The organism is Sporocytophaga myxococcoides (assembly GCF_000775915.1).
GTDB classification, from domain to species: Bacteria; Bacteroidota; Bacteroidia; order Cytophagales; family Cytophagaceae; genus Sporocytophaga; species Sporocytophaga myxococcoides_A.
In genome coordinates this window covers 1-20659 of record NZ_BBLT01000010.1, presented here as the reverse complement: position 1 = coordinate 20659, position 20659 = coordinate 1, and the positions used below count along the sequence as shown (strand labels likewise).

Annotated in this window: 14 protein-coding genes; all 14 read right to left on the bottom strand. The window is 36.5% G+C overall.

The features are described 5' to 3' along the window. Positions 1–204 precede the first annotated feature (204 nt). A complete protein-coding gene (locus tag MYP_RS25440) occupies positions 205–2247 on the bottom strand; it encodes a TolB family protein (protein WP_197060142.1) in 2043 nt (680 codons plus the stop codon). Positions 2248–2251: 4 nt separating this feature from the next. Then, positions 2252–3148, bottom strand: a complete 897-nt coding sequence (locus tag MYP_RS19755) for a PorP/SprF family type IX secretion system membrane protein (protein ID WP_081990616.1) — start codon at positions 3146–3148, stop codon at positions 2252–2254. 55 nt (positions 3149–3203) lie between these two features. Then, entirely contained in the window at positions 3204–5264 is a 2061-nt protein-coding gene (locus tag MYP_RS19750; RefSeq protein WP_045467428.1) for an RCC1 domain-containing protein, read from the bottom strand. A 52-nt stretch (positions 5265–5316) separates the two neighbouring features. Then, positions 5317–6051 (bottom strand): hypothetical protein, encoded by a 735-nt coding sequence (locus MYP_RS19745; protein WP_045467426.1) that lies wholly within the window; start codon positions 6049–6051, stop codon positions 5317–5319. Continuing rightward, positions 6048–6623: an RNA polymerase sigma factor gene (locus MYP_RS19740; protein WP_045467423.1), complete on the bottom strand. Its 576-nt coding sequence runs from the start codon at positions 6621–6623 to the stop codon at positions 6048–6050. The genes MYP_RS19745 and MYP_RS19740 overlap by 4 nt, the downstream gene beginning before the upstream one ends. Positions 6624–7134: 511 nt before the next feature. Then, on the bottom strand, positions 7135–9504 hold the full coding sequence (locus tag MYP_RS25435; protein WP_052430373.1) for a GDSL-type esterase/lipase family protein: 2370 nt from the start codon (positions 9502–9504) through the stop codon (positions 7135–7137). Between the two features lie 25 nt (positions 9505–9529). Then, entirely contained in the window at positions 9530–11923 is a 2394-nt protein-coding gene (locus MYP_RS25430; RefSeq protein ID WP_052430372.1) for an SGNH/GDSL hydrolase family protein, read from the bottom strand. Positions 11924–12161: 238 nt separating this feature from the next. Further along, a complete protein-coding gene (locus MYP_RS26960; RefSeq protein WP_156140752.1) occupies positions 12162–14096 on the bottom strand; it encodes a sugar-binding protein in 1935 nt (644 codons plus the stop codon). A 176-nt stretch (positions 14097–14272) separates the two neighbouring features. Next, the gene (locus tag MYP_RS19720) at positions 14273–14668 is read right to left on the bottom strand and encodes a hypothetical protein (RefSeq protein WP_156140751.1); all 396 of its coding nucleotides are present in this window, start codon (positions 14666–14668) and stop codon (positions 14273–14275) included. A 142-nt stretch (positions 14669–14810) separates the two neighbouring features. After that, positions 14811–15998: a hypothetical protein gene (locus MYP_RS19715; protein ID WP_045467419.1), complete on the bottom strand. Its 1188-nt coding sequence runs from the start codon at positions 15996–15998 to the stop codon at positions 14811–14813. Between the two features lie 204 nt (positions 15999–16202). Next, positions 16203–16535: a hypothetical protein gene (locus MYP_RS19710; protein ID WP_045467417.1), complete on the bottom strand. Its 333-nt coding sequence runs from the start codon at positions 16533–16535 to the stop codon at positions 16203–16205. A 156-nt stretch (positions 16536–16691) separates the two neighbouring features. Further along, entirely contained in the window at positions 16692–16898 is a 207-nt protein-coding gene (locus tag MYP_RS19705; RefSeq protein ID WP_156140750.1) for a hypothetical protein, read from the bottom strand. 113 nt (positions 16899–17011) lie between these two features. Next, the gene (locus MYP_RS19700) at positions 17012–18103 is read right to left on the bottom strand and encodes a T9SS type A sorting domain-containing protein (protein ID WP_197060141.1); all 1092 of its coding nucleotides are present in this window, start codon (positions 18101–18103) and stop codon (positions 17012–17014) included. An 884-nt stretch (positions 18104–18987) separates the two neighbouring features. Beyond that, the coding region (locus MYP_RS25835) for a T9SS type A sorting domain-containing protein (RefSeq protein ID WP_156140749.1) at positions 18988–20659 on the bottom strand (1672 nt) is incomplete at its 5' end.

The following is a 20659-nucleotide window of genomic DNA, read 5'->3' as shown; positions in this document are numbered from 1 at the left end:
TTCATTGCCGTATTATTTATTATATCACCACTATATACTTTTTCGGTTTTCTAGTGTAGAATACAATTCGCAAAATGAAAGGTGAACAATTATTATTAAAAAAATTTAATTTAGATAGAAAGCTATTCAGACTGACAACCCCAAAACTGACATCAAACTGATTTACAATACATTTCATCTAAAAAAGTATACCTGTGATAAAAATTATTTTTGTAGCCTGAATTGCTGACGGCCCGAATCATGAAGATATTTAATACAATAGTTATCATGTACAGCTTCATTCCCTTGTAACTTAACCTCCTTATTGTCAATCAGAAGATCATATAATCTATCATCCATTACAACGATCTGGAAAACACCTTCAGGACCAGGAGTTATATTGAACTGGTTTCTGTTTACCCAATCCCAAACTGTAACTTTTGGAACATTCGCCGCTTCAACATCTTTTGTCGAAACACATTCCTTTATCCTCACATATAATATGGAAGGTGTTGCTGCACCAAGATATAAATTATAATATGGTACCAAGGCTGACAATTTGAAGGATTTCTTTTCCACATATATATACCTGAGCTTGTCTCCATTTCTTGAAGTAATAATATATTCACAATCCCCATCAAGTTTTATTGTAGCAGTAGCTGTAATATTATCAAGGGTATCAAGCGTATTTTCCGTCATATTATTAATAAGAATTAAAGCTCCGCTGAAATTCTCTCGGGAAAATTCACTCTTAAAATGAAGGCTCGCATTATAGATATGTTTTCTTTTTAGATAAACTGATTTGGAAATCCTCTTGGTATATGCGGCATTACCATAGGTTGAAATATTTAAAGTATCATTTTTATAATCATCCTTGTAAACAACCAACCTATATGTATGACCAGGGCGAAGATTGGCCTTAATTTCATTGGGAAAGGCCCCTGGTATGCACCGTATTGGAATATTTAACTCTGCATCAATAAGACTTACAGAAAAACCAATCAGGTCTTTCTTATCAAAATCATCAAAAATACTTAGATCAAAAAAAACTTTATTTTCTGTATACATATAGAGGTCATCATCACCTCCATTGTTTCTTCTGTTTGAAGAAAAGTACCCTGATTTATTCTTTAAATTATAACTAAATCCAAAATCATCAAGATTAGAATTCACAGGAAATCCCATATTTACAACGATGGTATCTTTAAACTGAAAGTCCACATAATAAATATCAAGCCCCCCCATTCCATACTTTCCATCGGAAGAAAAAAATAAAATATTATCCTCGGTCAGAAAGGGATATTTTTCATCTCCTTTGGTATTGATCTTTGAGCCAAGATTGATCGGATCAGACCATGAACCACTCTTTAATATACTCATATAAATATCAGTCCCACCATAGCCACCTTCCTTATCTGAAACAAAAAACAACCTTTGGCCATCCTTACTTATCGCCGGATGCCCGACTGAATATTCAGAATTATTCAAAGAAACAGGAGAAAGATATTTCCATTTATTTAATGATTCATCAAATTCAGCTGAATAAAGCTCCAGCCTGTAAGGCTCCTGATCTCCTTTGATACATAGGTTCACTATTGCTTTAACACTATCATAAAATGCAATCGGACCTATGTGAAGAACATCCTTCTTATCAAAATCAACTTTAACAGCATTGCTCCATCCGGTATCACTTTTTTGTGCAAAGTATATACGAGCAAAACCACCATTATTCAAGGCATTATAATTCCTTACCACTGAAGTATCTTCTTCTTCAGTAACATAAAACATACCCTTATACAACTGAACAGGACAATATTCAGAACCGGCAGTATTAAAAGGTAAATCGAAGATATTATAATAAAGACTATCTCTGAATAAATTATTCAGTACAATCCTTGAATGGACCTTTGTAAAAATTGTATCAGCCTTGGGATCGTTGATTGCACGTAAGGTATTGAAATAATCTATACTGTCCTGAGCACTCAGGGCATGACCGGAAAAATGAATATTTTCAAAGCACCTCTTCGCCTCTTCATACCTGGCCATTTTTTTAAAAAGCATTGCAGCTTTTCTGTTAAGGTCACAATCTTTAATATTTTTCTTTTTCTTTAAAGCTTCTGCATATAAGTCTGCTGCTCTTGCATAAGCCAGCTGTTTATAATAATAATCAGCACGATTTTTAAGGCTATTAACATCCGTAAAAATCGTCTGAGAAAAAGTTTCACCGACTTTTATTAATAAAATCAATATGACTATCAACTTCTTCATCTTATTAAAAATACCTTGGCATATATGCATTATCTTTAAAAAAGACGAATCTATAACTTAGTTTAAACTCATGACTTGCCCCTGCCACTGAGGAAAAACGGGAAAAAGGAGCATCATAAGAATAACCTGCCTGAAGCTGATTGGTAATCTGAGCCTGAACAATAAAATTCAAAGAAGTCCCTATCCGGTAGCCTAAACCGAGCCATAAGACATCATTTAAAATAAAGATATTATTTATATCAATCTGTGCTTTGCTGCCCATTACATCTTTCACAAGAAAACCTGGAAGATACTTAACCTGATAAGAGAGCTTAAAAACATAACCTCCATGAACAAACAGATGCCTGTATTTAACAGTTTCTCCATGCTCATTAATTCTGACCTCCAAAAGATCAGGAACAGAAACTCCAAGATAATATCTGGGAGAGTACCAATAAACCCCGGCACCAACCCCTGGAGCAACATATATGGATTTATCAGCACTCATATCAGGATCATTGGCTTGCTTCGTCTGAATTTTGCTGAACCTTGAAACCATTTGTACTAATCCAGCCTGCAACCCAAGAGATAACTTGGAATTATTATTAAAGCTTATTCTATAAGCATAAATACCATAAAGACCTGTTTTTCCCGTAACCCCTATCTTATCATGTACAGCCAATAAACCAAGCGCAATTTTCCTTTTCTTAATAGGACTGTGAATTGAAAATGTTTGAGAGGAAGGAGCGCCCTCAATATCCATCCACTGCTTTCTGTATACAGCTGTAGCGTTCAGATCTCCCTGACTTCCGGCATAGGCGGGATTAATAACCAAAGTATTAAAAATATACTGACTATACATCGGTTCATTCTGAGCATATGCAAAAGCAGATTTGAGAAGAAGCATCATGATTAGCACCATGTAACTCTTCCATTTGTAAAACAGGCTCAAATATAAATTATAATTCAACTTTAGTCTATCTGTTAAGAACTACAAATCCTTTCATTACAGGACTCCCATCGCCCAAATTGATCACGTAAAAATACGTATCGTCTGCTAAAGGCTCTTTACCGTTTATATTACCATTACCCCTCCATACATTAGATTCATTATTATACGAATTGCTTCTGTAAACCAGTTGCCCCCACCGATTATATATTTCCACTTTATTATCAGGATATAAATCTATAAAATCTATGACCCACTCATCATTAATATGATCATCATTAGGAGTAAAGCCATTATAAACCTTAACTGCAGATGCATCAACTATTCTTATCTCTGCACCTTCAGAATATTTAGCAGGACAGCTGCCTCTTTTAATCAAAGCTCTATAATAGGTTGTTTCTGACAAATCAGAATAAATACAATATGGATCTGATGACTTTATAGCGTGCCAGTCTGTAGTAAAATTATCTTTTGAATATTCCCAGAATAAAATGGTTCCCTTATAATCTTTTAGATGAAGCGTATCTTTGTTCAAATGAGCACGGGCACTTGTTGAAGATTCAACCACACCGCCTTTGGTCAATGAGTCTATATCTATTATGGCAACAGGAGAATAGAAGGTTTTACCACAGTCATTAAATAAAACTCTATAATACGTCTTTCTCTTAAGATTCGAATATTCGTAAGAAAAACTGATATTGACAACAGGAGTGAAAGTTTCAAAATTATCAGTGGATAGTTCCCATCGTTCAATTGCAGAATGATATTTAGTGATATAAACTTTTCCCTTATTAGATTCGACACATACTGAAGGAGCATTTTCCATTTTCCCATTACCTGGGAATACATCTCTGTCAGGTTCACATGGTAAAAGTAACATAACAGGCAGCCACCTGTCTACATGGTCATTAAGTCCCAGTTGACCAAGAGGATTTCCTCCCCATACATAAATTTCATTCTTATCATTCCTTACTATGCAATGAATATCTCCGGTTGCTATATAATTGATATTCTGCAAATCCCCTGTTCCGGAAGGATCTTTAACTTTTACAGGAAGTGTGGAATCAATTGTATCATTTCTGCCAAGTTGTCCATAATCATTAATTCCCCAGGAGCAGACGGTCTTGTCAGACAACAAAGCAAGAGCCACACCCTGCCCCCCCGCTATTTCAACTACTCCGGCTAAGTGTTTGGTACCATCTATACTCCGTACATAGTCCGGTAATAAGCGATCGGTTTTATTCCCTGTACCAAGTCGCCCATCCCAGTTGGGTCCCCAAACCCATAGTGTGTCATTATTAGATAGTGCATAGGAGTAGTTATCAGCAGCTTCTATTTTAATGATATTCTTAAGAACACCCTTTCCTGATTTATCTTTAACAGGTATGGCATAAGCAGAATTTGTTTTATTATTCTGACCAAGTTGTCCGACATGATTTTTCCCCCATCCCCACACACTACCATCACACAATAATGCCATACAAAATGTACCTCCTCCGCTAATTGCCTTCACATTTTTCAGAGTATCACCAGGAGCTTTCAACACATAAGAAGGATAATATACAGGATCCGTAAAATTTCCAGTACCTGTTTCACCACTCGCATTACCACCCCAGCTAAGGACCTTTCCATCATTGGTTAAGGCATAACCCGTAGTGTTTCCGGTTGAAATTTGTTTTATATTACTAAGATGACCAACACCTCCAACACCCTTTACAACATAAGGAGTAAGTCTTTTCTCCAAAGTTCCATCACCAACCTGTCCACGATCATTAGGGCCCCAGGACAATACAGTATCCCCGGAATTGGTAAGGGCCAAAAATGTTGTTACTCCTTCTAAGGAAATCTGTTTACACCTTGGAGGCACTCCACCATTTATACCAGAGATCATTATAGGTACATTTGAAGGAATTAAAGAACCTATCCCGAGTTGACCAACGTTATTTTCACCTGTTATGAAAATCCTTCCGTCTTCACATAAAAAAGCAGAATTGTCATCGTTCCCAGAAAAAAATACATTTTGTCCCTTTGCTTCTGTTAATGCAAGGTAAGCAAACAATATACTATACAAAACAACTCTGAAAGGCATTTAAAGGACTTACTATTTCACTGTTAACTTACAGACTATAAACACATCGATATTAATTACAATTTATTGAAGGAACCTCCACTTTAACATTCAACCTGCGAACACAACCTTTACCATCTCTTACGAATAAACTGTACTTGCCCTGTTTAAGGTCTCCGATAAATGGCTCAGAAATAAATTCCCCATTGGGATTTATTGAAAATTCGAAAGGTGCTTTTCCCAATTTAATGGTATTCAAATCAACTTCAATAGCACCGTTATTTTGACCAGAACAAGCTGCTCTTGCCTGACAGGAGAAACTGATCAACGTATCTTTACAAATATCTTTATGATTCTCTACAGTAGTATTTTTATTCTGAATTTCTTCTGGCATAACTTCAGGAATATTGTTCCAGGCAGTAGTATCGATTTCATTATTTTCAGGAGCAGAAGTAACGGTATCAATTAGTACAGGGCTACTTTCAGGCTCATTTTTCCCCTGTTCATCTGGCTTAAAAAAGAAGTACAATAAAATGGCCACCAAGATCAAGACTGCAACACCACCAAAATACTTCCATTTATTATTCCCAGTAAACTTACTACCACTTAAATCCTTCTGCATTCTGGCCTTTAAATCCAGAAGATTTTGGCCAACAACTATCTGATAGCTAATATTCTGTATTTCGAAGTACTCAGCAAATTCCTTATCTGTTTTAAGCCTAGCTTCAAAATCAGACTTCTCCCCCTCGCTCAACTCTCCGTTGAGATAGCGATCTATTAATTCATAAGTATTATCAGGGAGACTCATTGCTTAAATAATGATATAATGTAAGAATTATCCTTTACCAGATTAAACAGTTTCTGTCTGCATCTGTAACTATATGTTTTAACTACCTGATCACTCGAGTAGCCCATTTTTACTGCTATTTCTTTAAGGCTGACTTTATCATATATAGTATACATTAACAGCTTCTTACACTCCTCACCCACCCGTTCCATTAAATCTTCTATAGCCTTTGCCTTCTCTGCTGTAATCATATCTGCCAATACATCCATGCCCTCTTCTTCACTATCGTCAAACTCAGCTGTATTAACAAGTTTATTATCTCTTTTAGCTTTATTGATCCAAAGGTTTCTTGCAACACTGTACATAAAAGCGCCAATCTCCTTTCTTTCATCAAACCTGTTAAGCTTGACCTGATTATAAAATATCACTACCGTATCCTGAAATATATCTTTAGCATCTTCATAAGAACCACTATTGCTGATGATATATTTTTTAATATGCGGAAGGACATCTTTATAGAGATTACTCAGAACTGACTCATTATCGCCTGTTCTGATCGCCTTCAGAATTTCTTTATCATTTAACCTTCTCATTTAGTATACAATGATGGTAAAGAAATGTGAACAAAGAGTTTTTGCTTAATTTCCTGGACTTTATAACAAAGTATATTCTTTCTTTTTATAAAGAGATTAGACGGATGCATCAATTTATATTTTCTAAAAGATCTCTAACTAAAACCTTTTGTTGTCATTATTTACAGAGAGGTTGAATTTCTCAATCAAGATTAAAAATACTTTTTAAGCGTCATTCAAACCAATTAAAATACTATTAATAAAACACTTAGAGTATACGATTTCTCTCCATTGCGTGTTTTACACATCTGATTTTCGAAATAAATCCCCTGTACCTATTACAACTGAAATAACTGAAGGTGAACAATATTTTAAAAAATAATAGCTTAGAGATTCCAATTCTGAATAAAATTAAAAATCCCTGCCTCATTTGATTTAGACAGGGATTTCTTATCCCGATGACTCATACTGTACGATTCACTATAAATCAGTCAATTACATTCATCTTCATTAAGAATTATTTTTTATGAATTTATCTTTTAATAATTCGCAAAGTGCTTGTATTCTTTTCTGTCTTTAACCTTAAGAAATAAATTCCAGGAATCAATTCGTTTCCAGCTAGGCCTGTTTCAACTCCATCACCCGATTCAATTTCCTTTCCCATAAGGTCAAAAATAGCATAAGAATAGGCCCCTGAAGCCTTTAATAAGACAGAACCGGTAAATGGATTTGGATAACAAATAAAATCATTGGAGATCAGCTCCTCACCTAAAATACTGGTGACCAGACAAGATCCTCCTGAGACTGAATTGTCGGTAAAACCGAAATAATCAAGATTTGGTAAGCCATCAGAAGTCTTTGCAACTAACCTAACCATATTCCCACCTTTATGAAGATAAATATCAGTTTCTATTGTAATCCATTTTGTAAAGGCTCCTGTAGAAGGAAAAACAAATACATTGTTTTGTTCTATCGAATTGACAACAACACCTGAAGATCTGCTTGCAGTTCCTCCATTGGCATAGCGGATTAACAGTTTATAATTTCCAGAAGCCGCAGCATTAAAGGCAAAAGTAGCAGACTTACCAATGGCATTATCTGTATTTACATATCCAGTACCTTCAAAACCAGCATTGATAGCTTCATTGTTGATACCATCAACTTCACAGGCTTCCTCTGCCTGTATTTTTAATACACAGGCCATTTTTCCTGTATTCCCTCCGACACACACTCCACATGCATCCAAACTTGCTGTTCCATTCACTACATTTGCACAATCCACACATTTGGACTCATCTTTCCCACAACCACAAATCCCTGGTTCTGACATATTTCTATCATTCGGGCAAAGATCAGTGTTATCTGCTACATAACCTAAAGGCTGAGTACAAGAGGATTGGGAAATTGCAGGATCTCCTTTGCCATCTCCATCAGCGTCTGCATACCATGTACCTTTGGGTTGAATAGTCACTGTAACTCCCGTTGAAGTTGCTTTACAACCATTTGTTCCTGTTACTTCCACTGTATAAACACCGGCAGTTGTTGCAACATAAGTCTGAGCAACCCCTACCTGATTCGTTCCGTTCTTCCATACATAAGATGCTCCTGCAGATGCTGTTAACGACACGCTTCCTCCATCACAGAATGAAATTGCTCCTGATGTGCTGATAGTCGCCGTGCAAGTTGTTGTTGCTCCTTTATATACAGCAGTATAAGTTGTAGCTGCTGTTCCAGATTTAACAGTAGTAAGAGTTGATGTAGACAATTGTATTCCTGAAGCATTGTTCCACTTCTGAAAGGTTCCGCTTGTCTTAGGTAAAGTTTTTAAGGTAATGGTAAGTCCTTCCGGATAACTCGATGTACGTGTCGTTACCAAGTCTGAACCTACCGGATCCACATTAAAACCTATCTGATACCTTGGTTTGATATAAGGAATAAGTTTGCTGACATTTACATCAGACTTTAATTCTTCGATTCCCTGAACAACAAGGTTTGCCATGGCTATGGCGCCCATCTCCTGAAAGTGAACATCGTCTGTATTTCCATTGGGATAATTGGGATATTCACCTGCAACATAATTATTATACCAGAAACGTGTAGTATAAGTTTGTCCGGCTGCCTCCATCTGCACTTTTGCTTTCGCATCCAAATCTATCAAAGGAACTTTAAGGGTATTTGCTACAGTGCGTACAGCAACAGGATGATCATGGTATGCATCATATACTGTTCCATCAGCGTTCCAGGCATTCCTTCTCAATGTAGAAACAAGAACAGGATAAGCACCTTTCGCTTTTGTTTCATTCACAAATTTCGTTAAATAACCTTCAAATTCTCCTCCTGTCGGAGTATATCGGGCAACATCTGCTTTGTTCCTGTCATTAATCCCAAATTGAATAAATACGTAGTCACCAGGCTGCAGCGCATCTCTGACTACAGACCAGAAATTGTTGTAAAAACTTTTGGAGCTTGTCCCTCCGACAGCTTTATTCACCACCTGAACATTGCTACTGTTAAAGAAATAAGGCAATACCTGTCCCCATCCTTTTCTGGGATAATATCCGTCATTATAGTCCTGAACAGTGGAATCTCCTATAGTATAAATTTTTATAATTGCTCCGACGGAATTGATAGCAATAGATATTTCTTCTGTATAAGAGTATCCTGACTCTTCGGTTATAATTACCGTGTAGTTACCAGCATCATCAACTGAAAGAGATTGATGAAACGCTCCTATAATAAGTTTACCTTCTTTAAACCATTGATAAGAACAACCATCAGGGGCTACCAGAGATTTCATTTGATTATCCGCTACTATTCCCTTCCCTGAAAAACCAAAGCCCAATGCCGGAGATAATAATAAAGTGAATAGTAAACCAAAGATTATTTTGTTAATGTTTCTCATTGTTATAATTCGTTCTATTCAGTATTTATCTTTTAATAATGCTCATAATCCTGGCAGACTTTTGAGCCTTCACCTTGATTGTATAAATGCCAGGTAATAACTTATCACCTGCGAGACCTGTATTTTGTCCTTTACCCGACTCAACTTCTTTCCCTGTTAGATCATAAATTGAATAAGAATATTCATTAGGAGCCTGCAATGTAACTTCTCCGGAAAATGGATTAGGATAACAAAGAATCTCACTAGACCCAATCCCTTCTGTATTAATACCAGTAATCAAACAGGGACCGGAAGTAATGTTATTGTCAGTAAAACCAATGTAATCAATATTCGGCAAGCCATCAGCTGTATTTGCTATTAACCTGAACATATTATTACCTTCATTAAGATATGCTTCAGCCTCCAATGTTGCCCAGGTAGTAAAAGCGCCTGTAGTGGGAAATACCAATATGGTGTTTTGTTCTATGGCATTAACCAAGACTCCTGAAGAGCGAGTGGCATTTCCACCATTCGCATATCTGATCAATAGCTTATAGTTTCCTGAAGATGCTGCATTAAAAGAAAACGTAGCTGATTTACCAATAGCATTATCTGTATTTACATAACCTGTACCTTCATAACCCGCATTGATAGCTTCATTTCTAATACCATCCACTTCACAGGCCTCCTCTGCCTGATATTTAAATGTGCAAGCTTTTTTTCCCGTATTACCTTCAACACAGGCTCCGCATGCATCCACAGTAGCATTACCGTTCAAAACATTTGCACAATCCATACAACTTAACTCTGTTTTTCCGCAACCACAATTTCCTGGTTCTGACTTATTTTTATCATCGGAGCAAAGATCAGTGTTATCTGCTACATAACCAGATGGCTGAGTACATGCTAATTGTGAAATCTTGGAATCCCCCTTTCCATCTCCATCAAGATCAGCATACCATATTGTTTTGGTTTGAACAGTTACAGTAGTTGCTACTGCTATTGCTTTGCAACCGCTGGCATTTGTTATTTCCACAGTGTAACCTCCAGATGTCTTTGCTACGTAGGTTTGAGACGTTCCGACCTGAGTAGTTTCGTTTTTCCAGAGAAAGGATGAACCGGCAGAGGCTGTCAGCGTAACACTTCCTCCTTCGCAAAAAGTAGTCGCTCCGGAAGCTATGATTGTGGCAGCACAAGTAGTTGTAGCTCCATAATAGGTAGCAGTGTAATTTGTTGCTGTAATTCCTGATTTGACAGTTGTAAGTGTTGCAGTTGAAAGCTGGCCACCGGAAGCGTTTTTCCATAATTGAAAGGTACTTTCTGCTTTGGGCAAGGTTTTTAAAGTAACCGTAAGCCCCTCCGGATAATTTGCTGTTCGGGTTGTCATCTGGTCAGAACCTGCTGGATTTACAAGGACTTTGATTTCATGCATAGGTTTCAGGAACTTAGCCAGGTTAACCATATAGGCATTTCCCGTTAATTCAGAAATTCCCTGAACAATCATTCTTGCATTTTCAATAGCACCCATTTCCTGAAAGTGCGTGCCATCTGTAACTCCATTGGGATAATTAGGATATTCACCTGCAGGATAAGTATGATAAACAAATCGCGAGATATAGTTTTGCCCCAAACCTTTAAATAGATTCCAGGACTTCATATTCAGATCAATAAAAGGAACATTCAATGCAGTAGCGACTTCAAGCATTCCTCCACGATAGTTGTTACCATTTTCTGTAAAAACATTGCGCATGCTTCCGTTGCTCCAGGCATTCATTACCATAGGTGAGATAAGGACTGGTATAGCTCCTTTTGCTCTGCTTTCATTTACGTAGATAGTAAGGAACTTCTTATAATCATCAACAGAAGTATATCGTTCGGCTTTTGAAAAATCCCGGTCGTTATGACCGAATTGAATAAAGACATAATCGCCTGATGCCAGGGCATTCTTCACTGTAGTCCACCGACCCTCTTCATAAAAACTCCGGCTACTTCTCCCCCCTATTGCTCTGTTATCGATTTTAACATTGGCTGAATTGAAAAAATAAGACAGGACTTGTCCCCATCCTGTCATAGGATATGCCGAGGATGCATAATTGCAGACTGTGGAATCTCCGATAAGATATATTGTTATAACTGCACCTGTTGCATCAATAGAAAGTAAAACTCTTTGGAAAGTTGAAAAACCTTCATCATTAATAAGCTGAACGGAATACTCCCCTGTTTGTAATGGTTTTATAAACTGCGCATCCTCCTCACTGAGCTTCTCACCATTGTAAAACCATTGATAATGACATGCATCGGGTGCAATCAGAGCCTTTAAATTTTTATCATAAATTATTTTGTTGATCTCTCTGGAATAAGCGGATATAGAGAGAAAAACTAAACAAATAAGAATTAAGGGTTTACAGGATTGAATGATCTTTAGAAAGGGTCCTTTCATATATGGTTTAATCTTTTGAAAACTTTAGAATACCCCATATACAAATTAAGAGACGAAAGGGTAACAAATATTGAAAAGTTTTTTTGAAAAGTTTAAAAAGTCTTTAACAAACCAGGCATGTTTTATAAACCTTATTAAAAAAAGGCCCAGGTTTTGAAACCTGAGCCTAGATAAACTAAAACTAACTATAAAAGTAAGGGTAGCATATTGTGTATTTAGAAGCTCAAAAAACCCAGTATTATTCCTTAATAAACTTCATTACTGTTCTCTTTGAGTTTTCCTGTATCCATACAGCATAAAAACCAGGAGACAGGTTATCGATATTCAAATGAGTATCAGATGTTCCTGATAGCACTTCTCTTCCGGAATAATCCATAATACTATATGTAAATCTATCTGACACTCCTGATATCTGGATAGTGTTCTTTGCAGGATTAGGAAACAAAGCTATGGTATTTTTATCTGTTTCTTTGAGGGAAGTCACCACAAGGCTTTCCAATCTTCCAACACCGAAAGTTGACGGATCAGAATAAGAATTATCCTGTGTTGCAAACCATGAAATTTTACCATCCCTTAAAGCAAGATCACTATCGTTTACGTGAAAATCCAAACCAATAATTTTCCGGTCTGAAGGAGTCACACCTATTAAAGCCCATGGAATAGATGCTTCAATGACATATCCCGTGCTGTTTTGTGTGGCTTGTGCAATAATGCCTGTAACAGATTTACTATGTCCTTCCTGAATCTGACCGGCATCATATCTGATCACAAACTGAAAATCATTGGCATCGTAACTTGTAGCTTTATCATTGTTACCATCTATATAAAGTTCAATCCCATCATTCTCCCAGAAGTTTGTGGACGATGCTCGTTTTAAATTGTCAGTAACAGTGTATAAAACATACAAATTCTGATTATCATAAAGCAAATTAACTTTTCCGCTTAAATCTGCATCGTTATCTACAGTCAATATTTTATTTTTAAGCTGATAAAAATTGGAATTGCTCCAGATTGGATCTTCAACGCCATCTATGACAACTGGGCTCAATGTCTTTACAACTTTAGCTCCAATAAAATCTGTAACCGTAAGGGTTATTGTATTACTTGTTACCGTTCCAAACTTATTTGAAACTACAACTTTAAAAGTACTTTTATCATAACTGGCATCAATATTAGGAATGGTAAGTGCTGCCGAAGTAGCTGCATTAATAATCTGATCATTTCTATACCAAACGTATTTAAGATCAGAACCGCTTGCACCGATGGTTAAGGTAAGTGTTTGATTCTCCACCACGGTAGTATTACTTAAAATGGATGTAATAGTTGGAGGTGCGTCTTCCTGTGGAGGAAGCAATGTCAACATTTTTTGTGCATACCTTGTACCCAACAATCTGTAACCAGCAGATGTAAAATGCAATTTATCGCTTACTGCTATACAACCACTTGAGGAAATAACATGTGCAGTAGGAATAGTATTGCTTATATTATTAATAATATTGTTATGAGCGGCACATAATCCTCCCTGAGCTGCATCTACAACCTGACCAACCAACAGTGGTACATTATTAGCTGTAAGGCCAAGGTCAGTTAAAAGATTTTGATATACGCCTTTTACCTTATTAGGCCACGCAGTCTCTCCGCTATTGGATTCACCCTGATGCATCAGGATACCCTTTATCACTCCATCTTTCTGTGCAAGCTTTGCCAACTGCACAAGTCTTCCATAAGGATTTCCACCATATTGTGCAATAATATCCTTCATCCACTGTTGCTCTCCATTAGCATAGCTGGCATAATTAACCTTATCAAACAGCTCTATCTTACAGCCTGCAATAGCCACATGCACTATACCTACTTTAATATTTGACGGAAGATTTTTAACCATTTCACGGCCGAAATAATCAGCAGGACCTAGCCCTGTGTTACATCTGGATAATGGTGGAGTTGCTGTACGCCAGGTTTCCTGTGGTTTTCCTGAACAATTAACCGCTTGCATTATTCTGAATCGGCTGTCCACGGTTTGATCCTGACTTTCAATAGTACCCTGCCCTTCCATATTGGATTGCCCGAAACACAAATAAATGTGAAAGTTCGGATCCTGAGCATTTGCAAAGAAATGAGCTCCCATAAGGAATGAGAATAATAAGAGTCCTTTAGTAAGTATTCTTTTCATTTTAATTAATGTTGTATCATAAAATAGAAATTCTTCAAAACCTGAGGTTTCGACAAAAGCTAATAGATTATTAGCCAGCCTCATTAAAGTCTTTCAGAGATTTTAACTTTACACGGAGTCCTTAAAAAGGTAAACAATCGGATTAATTATTAAAAAAATGCAGATAACTATTCCATTTAAATGACTAACAGAGGAAACTCATAATTTTCAAATGAGCAGAATAAAAAAACTAATGAGGCTGTCCTTATGAAGACAGCCTCTCCAGCAATCCATTTCTGTCCCTTCTTTTTTATCTGGGCATTTATTTGAGCTACCTTTTCCTTTGCTTGTCTTAAACGAATAGTATCAGCAGGAATTGTTTCTCCTCTTAATGATCTTTTTACACTTGCAAGTGTGTATTTTACATCATTTAAAGTTAAAGTAGCTTCCTTAAGTTCGACACGTAATGAAGCAGGATTAACAGAAGGAAGGCAAGATGTCTCCTCTCCTATATCATTAAAAGATGTTGACTTCCCAACTATCGTTAATCCGATTGCATCATACACCAACCCAATTAGTAGCGCAATTCGCAAAAAAACAGAGAGACATCAGTTTCAGACTTATTCTTATAGCTGGGCAAAAAAGATCTTCAGATAAAAAATCAAGAAATAAATAAAAACAAGAAACAATGTAAGTCCGCTCCTGGGATCAGACTTACATTGTAATTAAATATGTTTAAAAATTAATTCCAGGAATAATAATTCTATTTTCAGATCCTTTTCTAACATTAGTAGATACTACATCCCGAGAAAGCAGTCCCGAAACCAAAACATTACCCTTATCTTTATTCCAGTAATTGGTTTGTGCAGCAAACAAACCATTGGAAACGGAGATCCCCATCGATGGGAGCTCTCCCCAATAGGTAGTTTGAGGTGAATCAAGGTCTGTTATTTTATATATAAACAACGTATTCAAACCTGTTCTTCCAGCCCAGCCATACCCAACTTTTGCAATAGATTCATTCATATAAATAGGATCTGCACTAAGTAAACTTTCACCGTCCTCATAAACCATCAACAATCCATTATCTTCATACCAATATTGATATGCTGTTTTTGATGCATCTGATTCATATGCTACCTTTACCTTGTAAATATTGGCATTCGGCAATTTGCTTTCTATGCTTATATTGACGAAGTCTTCATCACCCCCAAATATTGATTCAGAATATCTCCATTTATTACCTACTTTCATAAATGCATAATCTCCGAAAGTAATCGGATACGCTGCTCCAGAAGGTGCCAGATTAGAAATAGTATAATCCTCTAGTTGCGCCTCTGCATCAGATCCGAAAGAACCAGTTCCCAACAAGCCTATTGTCGGAGAATAATAATTATAAGTTGTTCTGGCACCAATAACTATTTTTACTTTTACAGCATCCTTAACAAGTCCCTTCCCCGTATTTACAGTAGCATTTAAAGAATCAATGGTACAGGTAAAAGCGCTACCATTTTCCGTTCCGCTCCATGAAGTTCCTACAGGAACATTAAACTTGCATCTTATAAAATAAGTATTCGGATCTCTTAGTCTGAAAGAGCTATAAAGATTTCCATCTTTTAATACATAAAATACTGTTGGGTAAATTGTAGTAACTTCTTCTGAAGAGTTCCTTACCATAAAAGTATCTTTACCAACTTCCTGTTCGACTTTGGTAGTAACAGTTCCACCAAAAAAACCAGTATAAAGATACGTGTGTGTCGTACCTACCTTTAAAAAAGTTACTCCATTATTACTACCTCCATTATTGCCTCCAGTATTAGAGTTGTTAGAAGAAGGAGCAGGATCACTTCCCTTTTTACAAGAAACAGATATTCCTAATAACAATAGGAATAGAAACGATTTAAAAAAATTTAGTTTTATCATGTTAAAATATATTTATTATTAAAAATACAGCAATATGTAGCTTCCTCAAAAATAAACATGAAATAATTACTCCCATATGTAAACAAAATATGTACATTTTAAAAAACATACACAGTACCTATTAAGAATTAACCACTTACTTAATTATCAAAAAAAAACATGTCGTTAAAAAAAAATCTGAAGCAGTTGATCCTCAATAGTAAACTAAACGTTTAAAAAATCAAATCCATGGTAAACAGATTCAAAGATACCTATCGCTGTCACCCACTTAATCTCTTCCTCGTTGATTCCATCTTCCACTACCACTCTTGCATGCGCTTCCATCTGATCTTTTCTAATGAATATGGGGTTATTTCTGGACGTTCGTCTATCACTATCATAAAAAGGATTTTTTCTTATAGTTGACATGTCAACTTCCCTTATCACAAATGCAACCTTCTTTTTATTAATAACAACTGAATATCCAGCATCATCATAATGATTTACCGATCCAATAACAGCACCAGATGAATTTATAATATTAAACTGACTGTCCATTTTCCCAAAGTACTTATCATTATAAAAGAATGTAATTTCAGTTCCGTTATATTCATAATAAATATAAAAGTCTGTTGTTGCAGCAAGTATCCTGCAATCTACTTTAAGTCCCCTCTCAATTCTCTGAAATGCGATTAGGGGAGTACTATCAAGAGACTATAAATGTCCTGTAAATTGTCTGGTAAAACTTTTAACGAATCTATAATTGGCACGACTTGAAATTTCAGAAACACCGTATTCCTTCCAATTGTGAATACCATCTTTCAGATCATCAACAACATCCCGCATTTCAATCTTCTCATTAGCTAAAAATTCAGGAGATTTTTTCTCTACTGATTTTTTGATCCAAAAAATAATTTTCATTACCCCTAACACAAATGGAACAATGATGAATAGAAAAAAGAAAAATAAAAACATTTCAAATAACTAAATAAAATTTCAATAAATTTAAACAATAAATCTAAAACCCTACTCCTTTACTCCACAACAATTCGCTTCATCACAACTTCATTTCTATCAAAATATTTGATAAGATAAATGCCGTTATTAACCGGAGGAACAAAGACAATACCTCCTTTATCTACCATACTTTTAGCAAAAACCTTCCCCATCATATCTATCCATTCTATAGTAGAATTTTCTGCCACTCCATGCACATACACGACCTCATTCTGTTTCACAGGTATGGGAGATATACCGGAGTTATTACTTCCGGACGTTTGCCAATTCGAAGTAACAGTACCATTAACAACATCTGTTACCTTGGTTGAAATAACAATGTCATCAAACCATACATAGGAATCCACAAGAGGAGCCCAGTCTGTTGTACTTCCCCCATGAAATGTTGAAAAATAAAGTGCATCCACTTTATCTCCATTACTTACAAACTGAATCCCTGAAAGCTTATCAACCAGAGAGCCGTTATAAAGCTTTATTTGTGCATGCTGATCATTAATCCACATTTCAACTTCCCCGTCCTTATTAGTGCCTGTATTCACTTTTACCCTCTGAGAAATTTTATACCATTGGCCTTTCTCAAAATATAAAGTTTTTCCATCTACAACGATATCATAATTATCTCCGCAAGGTGGATTGACTTTATTCAAATGATATAAGTAAATAACTGCTTTACCATTAGTACGCCACATCAACCTTGCAGTAAATCCATTACTTCCTGTGCACGTTGCACAACCACTGCAACGCCCGCCTCCGGCCAAACCAGGAAGCTTACCACCTTCACTGTTCGTTCCCCAGCTAAAATCTTCGCTAAATCGAACGTAATAAGAAATAAAATATTCATCCTGAGGGGGAACCATCAAAGGCGCTTGCCCTCCCGTATTCGCTGTACCAAATTGCCCCTTAGGATAATAAAGACGAAGAGCATTTGAACCACTTTTTGAATATTCTCCATCAATAACTGCCCTGTTAGCATCAAAACCATTCACCCAGGGAACTGTAAATCCTGCTGATTGCCATTGTGATCTGGTAAAAAATGATCCCTTTGAGAATTGCTCAAAATCTGTAGATGCAACTATCTGGCTATAAAGATTTACTGATAACAATAGCAAGAACGATAGGATTAACCTAAATAAGACGCTATATTTCAAACACATAAATTTTAAGATAAATCATTAAGAGACACTTTAAGTAAATATACTCAAAACAAAACTTATAGTTACTTAATGGAATATAGACATTATTGTATTTACAAATTACTTGTCTCATTTTAAACTATAGAAATTTAAAACCTTGCTTCAAACTAAGAATTAATGGACAACTTGATACACTCAATTTTCTAGGTGAACTTTTATCTGCCTCCCCAAAAAAATCAAATCAAAGATCACTTATAGAAAAATCATTTTTTCTAATACAGATACTATGTACAATATTTATCATTCTAAAAATTGTCATTTCACTAATAGAAATAAACTTTAAACTTATTCCTTCCGACTTATGGCTTGTCATTCTAATAGTTTATGTTCTTTGCACATTCATTACTATAGGATTTTCTATTTTACTGAACAGATTTTTTGAAGTGCAATACACTTATAAATCATTCATAATTCTCACAATAACAATGACTCTATTCTTAAGCTCACTGGCTTTTTCAGTCAATAGAATAACCGGACAATTATTTTTCAAACTTGTCCCTTATTATGCATCCTTTAAATCTCAATCGTGAAAAGATAATATTTAAGAGTGAATATAGGATGAGAATATTGCTCATTACATTTATCCTTTTTCTCTCCTCTCAAATGCAGGTTCAAATCACGCTTGGTGGTAAATCTTAAGCTTTCTGCTGATTTAAGGGTCTTTGTCCAAAAACGAATCAATCGTCCGCTTGAAAACATATAAATTCACCAGGTAATACGAAAACTCATAAAACAAAAGAGGCTGAGTAAGATTTCTCTTACTTCAGCCTCTTTATTTATGAGTAACTTTATTCAGTATGTTATCTTTCTACAACCATTTTCTTAACTGACTTTCCTTTCTTCGTATAACAATTTACGAAATAAATTCCAGGATCAAGCTTAGGCGAAAGTTTAACTTCCGAATCAATAAAATAAGCAGCATCTCTAAAGTCTGTCACAAACATAGACCTTCCCAGAACATCTACCACTTCAAGAGTTACTGTCTCCTGAATCTCAAGACCGGTTATAAGAACATTGAACTTATAGCCATCAGAAGGATTCGGATAAAGTATAAATGTTCCTTCAACCTTCGGAGTTACTGTTCCTGTGACTACCCCAGTGGAAATAAAGCAAGTATCTGCCTGAGGTTTCTGAGCTTCTTTATTATTTACATTATCTTTTGATACTGCATATAAACAATATACTTCGCCTTCTTTGGATGCAATTTTGAACGTACTATCATTAGGCAAATCTGAAGCTACCAGTTTGAAGTCTCCGTTTCCTTCTGAAACATACAGGTCATATGCTTTTGCACCGCTTCCTTTGAAATCATCCTCTATTTCAGCAGTCACAGTAATGGAATCACTGTCTATGCCAAGAACTTTCACTTTAGAAACAGGAGGTTCTGCATCAATGATATTAAATATCTCAGGAGTTATAATCGGAGCATTAATATCAAATACGATTTCAGCGAGAGCCAGAATAGAATCACCTGTAATGGCATTGTTCTTCGCTTTAATTGTATAGTTTACAAAACCCTCTCCTGCACCTGTTGAATCATTCAGTGCAAGGAAACCTTTCAATGGATCTGCAGGAGGTAATCCTGTTTTTGAATCTATAGTTTGTAAGATCCAGAAAGCTTCATTTTTCTCAATATCAATACCTGCAGTTACTTCAAGATCATATCCTAATGAATCCGGAAGGTCCACAGTATTGAAATAAGAGGATACATTTCCTTCAACAGCAAACACATAGTCCGCAAATCCAAAATCTTTAACTCTGAAGGTCAAAGGGTTCAGATCACTATCAAGCACCTGTCTTATTTCAACTTTCTGAGCAGGAGCAGTAGCAGCTTCAGGATCATTTTCATAACGGATCGTATATGGCAACACTTCACTTCTTGAAACATATCTGCCTTCTCCATATCCTTTCGGGCCAATTATGTCATTCGGATCGCAAGATGCTACAACCTGATTACAGATAATTCTCTGTGCAATACAATTTAACACTGTAGCAGCTCCTAATAGGTTAAATCCTCCAGGTACACAACCAACATCACCAGGACCAACACCCCATCCCGGAGGCGCTTTAGGATCTGTTAGTAATCCTCCTACAGCGTATCCGCAACCGAAGGCTCCCATTGAGCAGTTCGCTACTCCCCACGCAGGTGTAAGCGCTACAGATTCGAACAAACTCTCTGCACAACCACCTACAGCTAAAGCACAACCTGTTATTGTAAAGAATGTATTACAAATCGCCGTACCTACAGTTCCGTTATTACCGCATCTTGGTTGTCCACCAGGACCTCCAGGACCAGGGCCGCCAGGTCCACCAGGACCTCCTGGGCCGCTTGGGCCACTTGGACCGCTCGGGCCACTTGGACCACCAGGGCCAGGACCTCCAGGACCAGGGCCACCTGGACCGCCAGGACCTCCGGGACCACCTGGGCCAGGACCACTTGGACCACTCGGACCGCCAGGACCTCCTGGGCCA